At 33.7% G+C, this 15,806-nt stretch carries 15 protein-coding genes; 2 read left to right on the top strand and 13 right to left on the bottom strand.

Going from position 1 to position 15,806, the window contains the following annotated elements:
• Positions 1-65: 65 nt before the first annotated feature.
• The 7 genes from JFU20_RS03110 to JFU20_RS03140 all read right to left on the bottom strand — a co-directional run bounded on the left by JFU20_RS03110 (position 66) and on the right by JFU20_RS03140 (position 6,439).
• Positions 66-1,649: an aminotransferase class V-fold PLP-dependent enzyme gene (locus JFU20_RS03110; protein ID WP_002012890.1), complete on the bottom strand. Its 1,584-nt coding sequence runs from the start codon at positions 1,647-1,649 to the stop codon at positions 66-68.
• Between the two features lie 69 nt (positions 1,650-1,718).
• Positions 1,719-2,267, bottom strand: coding sequence for a glycerol-3-phosphate 1-O-acyltransferase PlsY (plsY, locus tag JFU20_RS03115; RefSeq protein WP_002085555.1), 549 nt, complete (start codon positions 2,265-2,267; stop codon positions 1,719-1,721).
• A gap of 135 nt (positions 2,268-2,402) precedes the next feature.
• Positions 2,403-3,302 (bottom strand): BadF/BadG/BcrA/BcrD ATPase family protein, encoded by a 900-nt coding sequence (locus JFU20_RS03120; RefSeq protein ID WP_002141766.1) that lies wholly within the window; start codon positions 3,300-3,302, stop codon positions 2,403-2,405.
• Between the two features lie 18 nt (positions 3,303-3,320).
• Complete coding sequence (gene anmK / locus JFU20_RS03125; RefSeq protein WP_002141765.1) at positions 3,321-4,472, bottom strand: anhydro-N-acetylmuramic acid kinase AnmK; 1,152 nt, start codon at positions 4,470-4,472, stop codon at positions 3,321-3,323.
• 21 nt (positions 4,473-4,493) lie between these two features.
• On the bottom strand, positions 4,494-4,760 hold the full coding sequence (locus JFU20_RS03130) for a hypothetical protein (protein ID WP_002136308.1): 267 nt from the start codon (positions 4,758-4,760) through the stop codon (positions 4,494-4,496).
• Positions 4,761-4,838: 78 nt separating this feature from the next.
• Positions 4,839-6,122, bottom strand: coding sequence for a PTS sugar transporter subunit IIC (locus JFU20_RS03135; protein WP_002012897.1), 1,284 nt, complete (start codon positions 6,120-6,122; stop codon positions 4,839-4,841).
• An 11-nt stretch (positions 6,123-6,133) separates the two neighbouring features.
• Positions 6,134-6,439, bottom strand: coding sequence for a PTS sugar transporter subunit IIB (locus tag JFU20_RS03140; protein WP_000865888.1), 306 nt, complete (start codon positions 6,437-6,439; stop codon positions 6,134-6,136).
• A gap of 226 nt (positions 6,440-6,665) precedes the next feature.
• On the opposite strand from JFU20_RS03140, the gene JFU20_RS03145 reads away from it, so the two are divergent.
• On the top strand, positions 6,666-8,225 hold the full coding sequence (locus JFU20_RS03145; RefSeq protein WP_002165808.1) for a glycoside hydrolase family 10-like protein: 1,560 nt from the start codon (positions 6,666-6,668) through the stop codon (positions 8,223-8,225).
• 57 nt (positions 8,226-8,282) lie between these two features.
• Here the strand turns inward: JFU20_RS03145 and JFU20_RS03150 are convergent, their stop codons facing one another.
• The 3 genes from JFU20_RS03150 to JFU20_RS03160 all read right to left on the bottom strand — a co-directional run bounded on the left by JFU20_RS03150 (position 8,283) and on the right by JFU20_RS03160 (position 11,195).
• On the bottom strand, positions 8,283-9,116 hold the full coding sequence (locus tag JFU20_RS03150; RefSeq protein WP_002012901.1) for a DUF3974 domain-containing protein: 834 nt from the start codon (positions 9,114-9,116) through the stop codon (positions 8,283-8,285).
• A gap of 24 nt (positions 9,117-9,140) precedes the next feature.
• Positions 9,141-10,253 (bottom strand): toxic anion resistance protein, encoded by a 1,113-nt coding sequence (locus tag JFU20_RS03155; protein WP_002119468.1) that lies wholly within the window; start codon positions 10,251-10,253, stop codon positions 9,141-9,143.
• A gap of 348 nt (positions 10,254-10,601) precedes the next feature.
• Positions 10,602-11,195 carry an O-methyltransferase gene (locus JFU20_RS03160; protein ID WP_002085565.1) on the bottom strand — a complete coding sequence of 198 codons (594 nt, stop codon included), beginning with the start codon at positions 11,193-11,195 and terminating at the stop codon, positions 10,602-10,604.
• A gap of 305 nt (positions 11,196-11,500) precedes the next feature.
• Between JFU20_RS03160 and JFU20_RS03165 the strand changes: the two genes are divergently transcribed.
• Positions 11,501-11,659 carry a hypothetical protein gene (locus JFU20_RS03165; protein WP_002085567.1) on the top strand — a complete coding sequence of 53 codons (159 nt, stop codon included), beginning with the start codon at positions 11,501-11,503 and terminating at the stop codon, positions 11,657-11,659.
• Between the two features lie 34 nt (positions 11,660-11,693).
• On the opposite strand, the gene JFU20_RS03170 is transcribed toward JFU20_RS03165, so the two are convergent.
• The 3 genes from JFU20_RS03170 to JFU20_RS03180 all read right to left on the bottom strand — a co-directional run bounded on the left by JFU20_RS03170 (position 11,694) and on the right by JFU20_RS03180 (position 15,608).
• On the bottom strand, positions 11,694-12,563 hold the full coding sequence (locus JFU20_RS03170; RefSeq protein ID WP_002165809.1) for a sigma-70 family RNA polymerase sigma factor: 870 nt from the start codon (positions 12,561-12,563) through the stop codon (positions 11,694-11,696).
• On the bottom strand, positions 12,541-13,851 hold the full coding sequence (locus JFU20_RS03175; RefSeq protein WP_002012908.1) for a phytoene desaturase family protein: 1,311 nt from the start codon (positions 13,849-13,851) through the stop codon (positions 12,541-12,543). Before JFU20_RS03175 ends, JFU20_RS03170 begins: the two co-directional genes overlap by 23 nt.
• 224 nt (positions 13,852-14,075) lie before the next feature.
• Complete coding sequence (locus JFU20_RS03180; RefSeq protein WP_201038329.1) at positions 14,076-15,608, bottom strand: SMI1/KNR4 family protein; 1,533 nt, start codon at positions 15,606-15,608, stop codon at positions 14,076-14,078.
• Between the last annotated feature and the right edge of the window lie 198 nt (positions 15,609-15,806).

The following is a 15,806-nucleotide window of genomic DNA, read 5'->3' on the forward strand; positions in this document are numbered from 1 at the left end:
CATTTTTAAGTTTTCGTAAGTAATAATCCCTTTATACGCAACCAACTATGTTCAAAAATCATTGCTCATATATGTACGCCATTCTTTAATGTACATCTGTGTAAACAATTCAACATCCTTTTCATATCACGTTCTTTGTAATGATTCAGGCATGCAATTTGGATCCAGTTATTCTTTTGTAAATACGCTGATTCATAATGAACAATATATCCTTGTAACGCTAACGCATCACCTAGCGCCTTAGAAGACTGCTCTTCATTTAATTGAATGGTAACTATAATTGGCGCGGCATGTTCTTTAGGTGAAACAAGATTTAAACCCATATTAGTAATAGCTTGTTCAATATATGTATACGTCTCTTTTATTTTTTCAAATACCATTTCATCTTCAAATATTTTTAATGCTTCTTGCAATGCATAAATTAAATTCCATGAATGGGAGTATGGGATACTTTCATTTTCTTCGTACATACCAATGTCCATATAAGCAGGTACTGCCTCGTTTACTTTTACAATGTGGTTATGAAAAACGAAAGATAATCCTGTATATGATTTAATCGCTTTTCCGCTAACACTACTTGCAAAATATACATCCTTCAAATTTATTGGTATTGCTCCAATTGAGCTTATACAATCTACACATAGTTTCATTTGATATTTTTTACAAAGAATGTTTAGTTCTTCTAAATTATTTAACATTCCAGTTGATGTTTCATGGTGAACAAACCAAAGCCATTCATAATTTCCAGTTGCCATTATTTTTTCTAATTCTGTATAAAGAAACGGCTCTGCCATTTCTTTTTTATGTGTATCATAATGTAATTGCGCACGTGTTGCATGTCCCACTAACCTATTTCCAAATTCCCCATTTGTTAAAACTAGTCCTTTCCCTTTTAAAGAATTCAACTGTAAAGCAATGGCATCATTCGCTAACGTCCCTGTTCCTAACATTATTTGCACACGTTTTGCTTTTGTCATTTGCAGTAAACGTTTTTTTACATTTTCCATTGTCACTTGAAATGACTTAGAACGATGCGAAATAGACTTAGTAGAAAATGCCTTTCGAACATTTTCTTCAATATCCACTGGACCAGGTAAAAACGTATATTCTTTCGTCATAATACCCCCAACACTCGACTCTTCAAACATAGCTGGGGTAACATACATTGGCTGGAAGGCTGCTTCTTCAGTACCAACTAACGTATGGAAAGATTTGAATCCCATTTGCTCATATAAAGGTAGTTCACGTGTTGTAGCAGAAATGAGTGCCAATTCATATCCGTTTAGAAGCAAATAACGATGTAAAAAGCGAATTAAACCTAACAATGCTCTTCCATTTCGATATTCACGTTCTACTGAAAGTAAACGAATTTCATATACATTTTCTCCATGTTCTTGCAAATAAAAATCTAGATTTGGAATTTTATAATCTAACGAGAATGGTCGTTTTCCTCGCAATGCAACCATACCTACTAACTTATCGTCATCTAAACAAATTAAATATGTATTTTCTTCATGGAAACGATCTATACGAACACGATCTTTCGTTTCTTCATGTTGCGGAATTTCTTCTACAAATGTTTTATAATTCAATTTATGTATACTTTCAAATTCCCAAGCTTGATCAGCAACTTTATAAATTAACCCCATGTTGTATCTCCTTTATGTATTTAATAAAAATTATAAGTGGAGATTAACTCCACTTATTAAAAGTTCATTTCATTCTCGATTTACATATAAAATAAGTACAATGATAAGTGCACTTAAAATAGTCGTAACAATAGAGTAAGAATACAAAATCATGCAAACTGGTAAACAAGCGATTGTAATTAGTCCGGGCTTAGTAAATCCTTTAAAGATTAAATAAAATATAATGAAAACAGCAATAAGAGTAAGCGCTATCAAATAATCAAATGCAATTAACCCTCCAATAAATGTTGAAATGCCTTTTCCGCCCTTGCCTTTAAATAAAATTGGGTAAATATGTCCAAGTATAACAGCCAGTAAAGCTAACATTACAAATGTAGAATCTTCGAAAAGGTATTTTGCAATAGAAACCACGATTGCCCCTTTGATCGCATCACCTAAAAATGTAGCGACGAAATACCCTTTTCCATATACGCGCCCCATATTTCTTGCGCCAGGATTACCACTTCCTTCTTCACGAATATCAACATTATGTTTCCATTTCGTTACTATATAAGCGGTCAATATGTTTCCAAATAAATAAGAAGCCACCAAATACAAAAATTGCATACTATTAATCATGTAATCATTCACTTTCTACATGGGAGTACTTATACAATATTCAATGACTATGTATATTGTACTTTTTCTTGCTTTACATCCCTTTGTATATTTTAACATCATATTTTTACAAATCATACAAAAATTCTCATACTTCTATTTTATAAAATATACACCCTTCATTAAATGATATGTTCCTTTCACTGCCATTTCTGATGGTGATACGAATATAACTTCTCCCATACTTTTCTCACAGCATTTCTTAAATTCAGCATATATCTCAGGAACGAAACGCAATATACTGCCACTTACTGCAATTAAAGGTGATAAATCAAACTGCATCTTGTTGTAAATATTCACCGTAATTATCGTTAATTCCTTAGCCGCTTGCAGAATAATTTTATGTGCATCATCATTCCCATTCCTCGCTTCCTCTATAATTAATGGTGCAATTGCTGCAACTTTATCTTTTGAAGAACTATATACTAGTTTTTTTATATGAGATGATGTTAAAAGTCGAAACTCGTCTTGAATCCTTAAGCTTAATGGACAAAGTCTAACTCCTTGATCAAATTGATTTGCCATTCTCTTTAAACCTTGTAACGCAATCCAATAACCGCTTCCCTCATCCCCTAAAATATGTCCCCATCCACCGCTATACTCGTACACTTCGTCTTTCTTTCCTATACAAATTGCACCTGTACCACCTATAGTTAATATTCCATTCTTACCTTTTAAAGCAGCTGCATGTGCAATCATTGCGTCATTAAAAACTTCAATTTTCGTTTCATATTTCTTTATTAATCGTAATGTTAATTCATTTGTATTCGCTCCACTTATACCCGCTAACCCTAAACAAATACAAACGCAGTGCCCATCTATTAAAGCTTTCTTGCATTGATCGATCGCCTCCATAATATGCGAAACTGCTTTTTCATAATCTATTAATATATTTCCAAACCCACTCGTACCTCTTACAACTTCGTTTCCGTCTTGATCAAATGCAATTGCTTCTGTCTTCGTGCCCCCACCATCTACTCCAATCATATACTTCATATGTTCGCCTCATTTTCATCATCTTATTGGAGGGAATGTTATATTCCCTAAAACTACAGATTGCTTTGCACCTGTTGCGCTTGGCACATTACTCGGATTACGATGATGCGTTTCGTTTGCTAATATCGCAAAGGCAATTGCTTCTTTCGCCTCTGAAGAATAGCCTATATCTTCTTGAATGAATATCGCGCACTTTTCTTCCTTCAATCCATTTCGTATCATTTCAACAAGTGTACGATTATAACTGCCCCCACCACCTAAAATTACTTCATCGATTTCATAATACGGCAGAATAAACTCCTTATAATGATGAACAATTGAACTTGCTGTAAACATCGTGACAGTCGTCAAAAGATTTTCTTTACCATGCTTTTCAAACCGCTTCAATAATTCACTTACAAACTCTTCTCCAAACTGTTCTCTACCAGTTGATTTCGGTGGATTCATTTTCAAAAATGGATGGTTCATACAATATGTCAAAATTTCATCTACAACTACTCCTTGTTTTGCAATCCTACCATTTTGATCATATGGCAACTGAAATAATCTTTGACATACATCATCGATTACCATATTTCCTGGGCCAGTATCAAAAGCAATAACGCTCTTATCACTTAGATGACTTGGTACTACTGTAACATTACCGATTCCGCCAATATTTTGTAGTAATCTATTTTTAGTTTGATGACGATACAAAATGACCTCTGAATATGGCACAAGTGGTGCACCTTGTCCCCCTGCTGCCATATCCATCGTTCGAAAATTAGAGATAACCGTAGTGTTCGTTTCATATGCTATAACTGCTGGTTCTCCAATTTGCAATGTCGAAGAAATACTATTGCCTTCTTGCTTTGGCTGATGATAAATCGTTTGTCCGTGAGAACCTATTAAATCTAATTGTTCCAATGACAAATCAGCCTTTTTACAAACTTCCTCCACAGCATTGGCAAAACATAAACCAAGCTTAAAGTTCAAACTGCATATCAATTGAACATTAGATGTATCAATTGATAAAGCCTGCAGTATCTCATTTTTTATATCCTTACAAAATGGAACAGTAGTAAAATGAATGAGTTCGACTTTAGAATCTACACCGTTTCCTTCTACATGAACGAGCGCTACATCTATTCCGTCTAACGATGTACCGGACATTATCCCTGCAATATACATAATATGCATGCCCCCTATTCACTAAAAAACAATTATGTAAGTAAACAACGTACAACCTACAGAAAACAATATAAATCTAAAAAACAACTGTGCTTTCGATGCAAACGATCCATCAATGAAAGAAACAACTACCGTAAGCAAAATACTTGCCGCAAAGCTTGTAACGAGCCATATACTATGCATTTGTGATAGATTTAGCATTCTTAATAAAGGTACGAAAAGTAAATTTGCACATATCACTCCAAATAACAATAAAAATACACCTTTATAGCTAAATTTTATATTCATTCTATTTCACCCTCTCTGGACTTAATGTGAAAGAAGTGATAGACAAAATGCCTATCACTCAAAAATAAAATATAAAACTTACGGATTAACAGATTCCCCATCACCATTTTTCTCAATTTCAAGCATGTTTTTGTCGTACATTTTAAAGAATGGTAGGTAAATAAGGAATGATATCGCTATATTTATAAAAACTAATACTACTGCACGCCAATCTCCACCTGTGGCTAAATACGCGCCAATTGGAGCTGGTAATGTCCATGGAGGCATTATATGTGTTGGTGTAACAAACCCCATCGCAGTTGCTGAGTATGCAATAGTTGCTGTTACTAGTGGTGTAATGATAAATGGGATAATTAAAATTGGGTTTAGTACAATTGGCAATCCAAAAATAACAGGTTCATTAATATTAAAGATACCAGGCACAATACAAGTTCTTGATAATGCCTTCGAATATTTTGATCGACCAAATACAATCATAGCTAATACAAGTCCTAACGTCGCACCAGAACCACCAATCCATATAAACCATTGGTATAATGGTTCTGGTGAAATGAATGGCAACTGATTTGCTCCACTAGCAACTGCTTCACCATTTTTCCCTAAATACACTTCCCATAATGGCCGAGCAACAGTTCCAACAACCGACACACCATGGATTCCGAATGACCAAAAAAATGTAATTAAAAATACTGGAATGATTACACCGAAGTAACTATCACCAGCTTTTACTAACGGTGCCGCTAATTTATCAACTACATGATGTAAATCAATACTAAAAACAACAGTTACTAAACTCATTAAAATAATTACGAATGCAGCAGGTATAAGTGCTTCAAACGAACGTGAAACAGACGGCGGTACTTGTTCTGGCATTTTAATCATTACATTTTTCGTCTTACAAAATCTTAAAATCTCTACTGATAAAATAGATACGATCATCGTTACGAATAATCCATGCCCCCCGAGATTTGTCATCGGAAGCATAAATCCTTTTTTATCGATTAATTCGGGCGTCAATGTTAAAAGTAGTGAGCATACTGCTAACTGTGCCCCTGATAAAGCATCTAACTTATAACTTTTCGCTAAATTGTATCCTATACCAAATGCTATATATAAAGACATAATAAACATCGTTAAACGATATGGTATTAATATACTTGTTTGATTTTTCAATGCCCAAACTGATATGAAACTATCTTTCGGTAATGGTGGAAATGCTACTATTAAAAAGAAACTCCCTACGATAATAAATGGTAACGCCGAAATAACTCCATCACGGATTGCTTGTAAATGCCTCTGTTCAGAAAGCCTTGCCATCGGTCCAGATAAGTTTTTATCAAGAAACGTGACAAACTTATTCATAACGCTTCCCCCTAACTAATTAATTCATTTACAGTTTTTAATAAAGTCGGTCCACCAAGCGGCGTGTATGCTTGCGGCGGAATAATACCGCACGGAATAGATTCTTGTTCTGTAAGTTTTTTTACAGCGTCAAATCGATGTCTAACTTGAGGTGCAACCATTACAACATCCCAACCATTCTTTACTTCTTCCTCCACCTCACTTGTTCCAATAGCATGCACTTCCATGTTCATACCTTTTTTCTCTGCTTCTTTTTTTAAAGCGTTTACAACAATTGCGCTGGACATTCCTCCAGAACAAACGAATAAAACTTTCATTATTGAATCCTCCTATACTTATAAATTGTTTCTTTCAAATGAAAGAAAGTTTCACTTTACTAACAAGCATATGAAGAAATGAAACGATTTAGTTATACTGAAAGTAAATTTCACTAAAAATATTTTTCCTATTAAATTAATGTTTCAATATTTATTTTTCTCAATTGCAGAGCCAACCTAACATCATATATTATTTTAAATAATCGTATAATAGGGAGGCGTATAAATGATTATGAAACGTTTAGTAATGATGTGCTGTATCGTCATATTGTTTACTCCTTTCTCTTTCATTTCCCCTCACTCTACTTATGCTGAAGTAAATACTACTTACAAAAAACATGAATTACGCGCTGTATGGATAGCATCTGTTCTCAATATTGATTGGCCTTCAAAAACTGGCTTACCTATTGAAAAGCAGAAACAAGAATTTATAAGACTATTAGACGATGTAAAAAACACTGGTATGAATGCAGTCGTTGTACAAATTAAACCGACTGCTGATGCTTTCTATCCTTCAAATTACGGTCCTTGGTCTGAATACATTACGGGTACACAAGGAAAAGACCCTGGATACGACCCACTCGCATTTATGATTGAAGAAGCACATAAAAGAAATATAGAATTCCACGCATGGATTAATCCATACCGAATAACGATGAATCACACTGATATAAATCGATTATCAAATAATCACCCTGCAAGACAACATCCCGATTGGGTTGTACCTTACGGCGGGAAGCTATATTACAACCCTGGTATTCCAGATGTGAAAAACTTTATAACGGAAGGCGCTTTAGAAATCGTAAAAAATTATGATGTTGATGCAATTCATATGGACGATTATTTTTACCCTTATAAAGTAGTTGGCGAAGAATTTCCTGATCAAAAAACATTTGAATCATATAATAATGAGAATTTTTCAACTATCGAAGATTGGCGTCGCAATAATGTAAATGAACTCGTAAAAGGTTTAAATACTGCTATAAAACAAGAAAAATCATACGTAAAATTTGGCATTAGTCCATTTGGCGTATGGCGAAATATAGCTGACGATCCAACTGGCTCTAATACAACCGCAGGTCAAAGAAACTACGATGACCTTTATGCTGACACACGTGAGTGGATACAAAAAGGGTACATTGACTACATTACACCTCAAATATATTGGAATATAGGTTTCACACCTGCTGCATATGATATATTAGTAGATTGGTGGGTAAAAGAAACAAATAACAAACCTATTCACCTATACATCGGTCAAGCGGCCTATAAAATTAATAACAACTCTGTCCCTGCTTGGTCTGATCCTGAAGAATATCCAAAACAAATCGCATTAAATCGTCAATATCCTGAAATAAAAGGAAGTATGCATTTTAGCTTAAAAGATATTAATAACAATCCACTTGGAATTAAAGATAGACTCTCAAAAGACATATATAAACACCCTGCATTAATTCCACCTATGCCTTGGCTTGATCATGATCCACCAAAACAACCTACTTTAAAAGGTGCCATTCCAAGAGATGAAGGTATTGCCGTGGGAATAATTGACAATAGAGATAATGACTCTTCTTATTACGCCATTTACCGTGTGAATGGAAAAAATGAAGTGGATATACAAAACCCAAAACATTTACTTACTACTGTAAGAAAAACAAAACTTGGAGAAATTTACGTAGATAAAACGGCTATTTCTGGAGAAACGTATACGTATGTGGTAACTGCAGTTGATCGATTGCATAATGAAAGCATTCCTTCTAGTTTTACTACCGTTAAGGCAAAATAAAATCTCAAAAAAAAACGCCTTAAAGCTGAGAAATACTTAGCTTTTAAGGCGCCTTTTTTATTTATTCTTAAACTTCTCAGTCGCTGCTCTCATCTTCACATTCAAATCATGATCAATGGAGTCGCGAATATCACGCTCTACTACTTCCATTTCTTTTTGGAAATTTTGCAAGTAGACTTTTAACTCTTCTTCTTTTTCTGGTCGTTGTGATGGAGGTAATTGCACCACTAAAGATAACATCGCAGTTAAATCTTTCATTAAAAACGTTTCAAGTTTATGTTGTTGTTCAAACATACGCTGCTCTTGATAGTACGGCAATGCATTTAATACTGAAATTGTAATGTCATCAACCGTTCTTTGTAGTGAAGGATTAATCGAGCGTTTATATGCTTGAATTGTATTTAATGCATCTGGATATCGATCATAGAAATACAATTTATAAAACGATAAGTCTGTCGGTTTTACAGTTTGCTGCGTTTCTTGTCTTAAGAAACCTTTCACTTTCATCGCGGCCACATCGATATCTTCATTTGTAAGCTTTTTCGTTGTTTTTGCCATTACATGCACTTTTTTTTGTTTTTCTTTCGGTAACATTGAAAATACTTGTTCTCTCGTACGTTGACCTGATGTACAGAAAAGAGTATTCAATGTATGTTGTTCTTTCTTTCCTTCCGTACGAATCCAGCGATAAAAGAGTGGATGTTGCGTAAACTCTTGTAAAAACGGTGTCGATTTGTTTGATAATTTCTCAATGGAATCTTGTGCTCTCTTATATGGTTTCGTCCATGAAAAATAAAGTTTACGTCCGAAGTATACAACTAAAACAACGACAGTAAATGCGATTAAAAGTAATGATCCTAATAGTAATAATACTCCTTGAATGAAACTCATTTTTTCACCTCCTCTAAAAGTCTGTTATTTCCTTGGACGCTGAATGAGTTTCTGCTTCATCTCATCATTAAATGTATCTAGTTCAATTACAAATTTCTTACTAGACTCAATAATACGTTCTGACGATTTCTCAGATGCTTCAATAGCGGCAAATACATTTTGGAATGATTCACGTAATTTATCCATGCTAATTGCAGGATTTTCAAGGAGTTTTGTTGTTTCTTCCGTATTTTGTTTTAATGCTTGTGAATTGCTTAATACCATTGATTCAATCGCTTCATTTGTTGCATTAACAGCATCAATTGTTTTACGTTGATTTGTTAATGCAAGCTGTATTGCAGCGGAAACCGTTACAACGTTTTGCGTCATCGTAATTGCATTACGAATTGCCTCTGATAGCTTTTCATTATTTTTCTTAATGATGTCTACAGATGCGATAGATTGTAATAATACACTTTTTGCTTGTTGCATATTACGAGTACGCACAAGTATCTTTTCTAATGCATCATTTATTAACGGAATATCCCTTTGACGTTCTGGATTTTGTTTCTCAGCTTCAAGCATACCAGCAAGTTTTCTTCCTAAGTATACTTGTTTATCAAGAGCGTGAATTTTATCGTGTGATTGCTCTTTTAACATTTCAAGTCCAACCGTATCCTCTTGCAAGTTATCACGGCCAATGAGAAGTGATCTTATAATCTCCTCGATTTGCTTATCTATAGATTGATATTTATGCACGTAATTTTCAAGCGGATTTTTCTTAAACACTTTAAACATAAGTTTCTTCATACCAGTTGCTTTTAATGAGTTTGGATCAAGTTCTGATACCACTTTTCGTAATTCTAACAATGTATTTGGAATTTCTTCATTCTTTCCATTCATCATCGCTGTCACAGGACGTTTTAAAGCTGATAGCGTTTGTCCTGCCGCTTGCTGCTCTTTATCCCCTAAGTCTCCAAGCTGCGACAATACTTTTGATAAATCTGTATTTTGCTCGCTATTTAACTTTTGTACATAAAGATCTGCTTCTTTATTCAGTTCTTCAAGTTCTGCATCTTTTATTACTGTATCCACTACTACTTCTACATTATTATCTTTCACAATCGATACAGGTTCTTTTTTCTCGAGTTCAGTCAACAAAATCGCTCCTTTATTTATATGTGCGAATTTATGTGCACTATATTTCATCTAATATATCGTATTTCATATACATTTTTGCTTGCTTGAAATCGATTTTTCAAGAAATACCTGCTTATGCAGTCATTCCCTGTTTCATAGTATAAGTATACCTGTTCTCGTCATTATTTTCCTCAGACTTAAGACCTAGAGAACAACATGCTGAAGACGGATTCTTCACAGCTTACCTTACTTATCATCACTAAATATTAATTTGAAATTCCATTTAGTTACCTTCTTAAATTCATACAATGCTCTATCTTTTGACATATACTATCTTTCAATGTGATAATTATATTAGGTCCACTTCTAATTATTCTTCCGCGCAACAAATGCTCCCTTTTGAAAAGCTAATAACACGGTTTCAAACGTGACGTCTTCTTCAATCATCTTTATAAATCCAGCTAATTCCCCCGCATGAGAAGTTGCATTATCAATTACAAGAAAACCTTTTGGCTCTAAAATACGTTTTATATGTTCCCACCACCACATGTATTGCGTGCGCTCTGAATCTAGGAAAATAAAATCAAATGAACGATCTACTTGCGAATCTAAAAATGCCCCAGCCTCTTGATTATGAATATCGATTCTCTGTGTAAGATTTGCCCTTTCAAAATTTCCAAGTGCCTCTCCAACCCGTTCTGAAGAAAGTTCTACAGTTATAACATTTCCATTTGTTTCTTCTACCGCATTTGCTAGCCACAATGTAGAATAGCCATTTGAAGTTCCAATTTCTAAAATTTTTTTTGCATTGCACCCCTTTACTAATACTGATAAAAACTGCCCCATTTCACGAGAAATATTTCTTAATTTTTCTTCTCTTTTTTCTTTATGTCGATCATGCTCTTCTCCATATTGTTCAAGTTGCAATAATAATGAATCTAGAGTATTCATTTTCTCCATCGCCTTTCCAAGCAATATGATGAAAAAGTACATGATGCCCGTCTACTTTTCATTATATGCGAAATGCACACCTTTTTCCTGTTATACGACAAAGAATTAAATTTTTTTATAGCATATTGTTTCGTTTTTTGGTAAAGTTAATTTCTACGTGCAATTATTTAATTCACATTATTTTACAATCAGTTTTCAATTATAAGATAATCTAAACCCCATTTAAATGAATCGGTATTTCTAATTCAACTAAGCGCCCTTTTCGGACGCATTTTCTTTTGTTTATATATTTCTGTAAGAAAGGATGCTTACACATGAACGTGATTAACTTAGATGCTGCTAGAAGACGTAAACAGCATAAAAAACTAATGATAACTATACCGATTATTAAACGCATTTATGAAGAAGACGGGGAAATTAAATTCGAGGTAGCCGGCGAAAAAGATGTACCTCTTGAAATGTTAGAAAAATAAAAAAAGACGCACTTCTAAAGAAATGCGTCTTTTTTTATACTGTTACATTTAAGTGCATAAGTTTTTCAGGATTAACCATCATATAAATGTTTGAAATTTTCTCATCCTCAAATATGAATGAAAGTACATACGTCACTTTATTATTTATTGTAACTATAACGCCTGGTGCACCATTTACTATTTTGAAATCAACACTATACTTTTCTGGCAATCGTTTTGCAATTCCAAAGAACAAACGTATAATTTTATCTGCAGAATAAATCGGATTAATTGCAGTTGTAACTTTACCACCACCATCTGCTTTAAATATCGCATCTGTTTTTAAAACTTCTAACATGCCTTCTGCATCCCCACACTGTAATGATGATACAAACTTTTCCACATAGGCAGCCATTTTCTTCGTACTTAATGTTGATTGCTTCGGCTTATCTAAAATACTTTTTCGTGCGCGTTGAAAGATCTTCCGGCAATTCACACTACCCTTATCAACAATTGATGCTATTTCCTCGTAGTCATAACTGAAAACCTCTCTTAATATGAAAACAACCCTTTCTACCTCAGACAATTGTTGTAAAAGTAATAAATATGCCGTAGAAATTGATTCTTTCATTACAAATGACTCTGATGGATCATCAATCTCTTCCACAAATGGCTCTGGCAACCACATTCCGACATATACGTTACGTTTATGTGCTGCCGAACGTAATTTGTCAATTGAGCGATTTGTCGCCATTTTACACAAATATGCTTTCATATTTTCTATAGATTGAACATCCTCTATATTATTTACCGCGATAAATACGTCATGAACGATATCTTCAGCGTCCATAACACTCCCAAGGATTCTATATGCTAATGAAAATAATAATGGTTGATACGCTTCATATAATTGCTCCGTTTCCATGATGAACTGCCTCACTTTCTAATTGCTTTAAAATGTGTAACGCTGCACGTTTCCCGCTTGCTACCGCAGCATCAGCTAATATTTCATCATGCCCAGCCCAATCTCCTGCAACGTAAACACCTGGCATTTCAGGTATATTAGGGCCCGGTTTTTCACCACGGTCAATATGAGGAAAATCATGTACTACCGTTATTTTCGGTAAATATTGCTTTGCAACAACTTCTCTTTTCCAATTAGGATGTAGCAATTCCATCGTATTTTCTAACTGTTCTTGATCATCATGAAAATGATTTATCTCAAGCATAGGATTATGGTACTTAATTAAACTCACTACAAGTGCTCCATCTTCACTTAATTTGGCTGCTCTTGATTGATTCGTGAAAAATATAGGTTGATCTAACCCTAATGCAAATTGATGTGTAGGATTGGTTAAGCGTCTTAAACCAATATCTAATGCAGCGACGGTAACCCGTACCGATTGTTCACTCCATCTATACAAACTTGTTCCTTCTGCACCTTTTATTATTTTACAAGCTTCTTTCGGTGGAATCGTCACGATAACTGCATTAACTTTAAATACTTCATCATCCGAACAACGAATTTTTTGTATACCTTCACAATTTTCTACTTCCAATACATGCTTACTAGCCTGAAATTGCACCCCAACATTATTCGCTATATCTCTTAATTTTGTTATTATCGTCTCCCAACCACCATCTACATAAAATACTCCTTCTTTCATAGACAGCTGTATTTGCTTTAGTACAGATGATGCTAATTGTATTGTAGGAGCAAACGTATATGTTGTTGTTCGGCATAGCGCATAAAACATATTTCGTACCATAGGATCTTTTATTTCATTTTCTGCCCATGTAGATAAACTCATTTTTTGAACTTCTCCTACATCTAATTTCCCTAAATGAATCATAAGACGAGAGAATTGTACTTTTGCAGACCATGAAAGTAACGGTGTTGATAAAATGGAGCGAAAATCTGTTGGAATGGTAAATACATCGCCTTTCCATATTCCATGTGCTTTTGTAGATGGCATTCCACCTGGAAGATTCAAACCTAACTCATTAAAAGTTAAAAATGCTGCTCCTCCTCTGCATAAAGCATGTGCACCAAGATTCATGCAAATGCCATTTTTATTTATAGTCATCCCCCGACCACCAAAGCGACTGGATTTTTCCAATACAATAACTTTCCTTCCAGCTTTCGCTAAATATATAGATGCTGTTAACCCAGCAAGCCCACCACCAACAATTGCTACATCAAAATTTTTCATAATAAAATCCCTCCTTATCGTTCTACATACAAGACGAACGAATTAGGAGGGATGTGACATTCAGTTACACATAATTTATTTCTCCTAACCACTCCATTGCAGAATCAACTGTCAAACAGTGGCTTAAAACTAATTTATATTCCAGAAAGTGTTGGTGAACATTTTCAAAATAGTAACAGTTACAACTTCTACAAACAATCTTGTTTACATAATAATATTATTTTCTAATCACTTAAATGCTGGTACCAAACTTCACTTTCTTCTTCACTCATTTCTCCTATTATTTTTGAAAAATCTATTTTTCTATCAAATGAGTCTTTTAACATATGAAATTGTTCAAACGAGCCTGTAAATGTTTCTGATGACTTAGAACAACAAACCATTTCAATATTTTCAATTGTTGCACCATCTAATTCTAATTCCTTTAGTCCTCTCATTCTACCTAATGCCGATCCATCCTTTACCTTTGTATCTTTCAACTTTATATTTTGAATTGACGTATTATGTTGAAAGCAATTTAAATTATCAATGGTACTATTTTCAAATTCAATTGTTATTAAGTCATTTAAATTTTGTAAAACAAGTAAATCCAATCCACTAACATTCTCTAAACCTAAAATATACAAATGCTTTAAAGTATCTACTTTTGAAATTGCATAGAGCTGCTCGCGATTTGAAATATGTACAGTAAGCGATTCTAACTTTTGAAACTGCGATAGTAACGAAAAATCTTGAATATTAGTCTGTGAAAAATCTAATTTTTTTAATGATGATATTTCTACAAGTGCCGATAGATTATTTATCCTCGTATTCTTTATATTCATTTCTTGTAAGTGCTGTAAATGTATGATTGGCGTTAAATCTTGCACCGGATTATTAACTAAATATAACTTCTTTAAAGAATTCATTCGTTCTAATCCTGTTAAATCTTTAATTTCATTTCCAGATAAAATTAGTTCCCTTACTTCCGTACATATATGTAATGGACTAATATCTACTAATCCCTTTCCACCTAAATATAGTCTCTTCTCTCTAATAAATTTATCCGCACGTTCAGAAGAACCCACAATGTTTTTCCATTCTCCATCTAAACTATCGTACCAATCTTTAACATTATTTTCAGACTGAAATATAAATTGAGGATGTAAAACAGGTAATTCAATATTAAATAATGCGTCTAAAAAATGTATATTGTTGTTAGCACCATAACTCCAATATAAATAGTCTTCCTCTTGGTGAATGGTGAAATTTTTATCTTTTAGCGTTTGTAAAATAAATAGTAAAAAATCTGAAATTCTATTTGCCATTACATATTTTACTTCTTCATCTCGTCCAAAATTAATAACTTGTCCCATTTCCCCCTTTTCATCCGGATCAACATCTATTCCTATATTGTTACCGCCATAATCCTTACTAATAGGTATCCATTTGTAATTCACATATGTTTCCTTAATACATTTTGCTTGTATTGAAAATGAATCAAAATTTAAAAACTCCTCTTCTTCAATTCTTTTCCATACTCTCCACTCATTCAAAACTTCATCTAAAGAGAGAAATGGCAAACCAAAAAACAATCCTGGTCCCGATTTAACTTCACCGTTATGCGTGAGATAAAGCATACGTAATTCATCTGGAAACGAAATTCCCATTTCGCTTTCGACATATTGAATTTCTTCTATTGTTGCAGGTGCATTCAAAAATGGTTTAAAGTGATTTTTCAATTCAACTTCTAACTCTTTTATAATTAGATTATTCATTTCCCACACTCCCTTTTTATTAACTAATAAAAAAGCTCCTTTAATTACATTAATTGTAATTAAAGGAGCTTTTTCTCGCAACCAAACTTATTTTATACTATTTCATCGAAATTCAATCATACTGCATATGTACTTGCAACTTTATTATTTAACGAACTAAAACCATCCTCACTTTCACATTTCAATAACTAGACTCAT

Source organism: Bacillus sp. TH30 (assembly GCF_016650875.1).
GTDB classification, from domain to species: domain Bacteria; phylum Bacillota; class Bacilli; order Bacillales; family Bacillaceae_G; genus Bacillus_A; species Bacillus_A mycoides.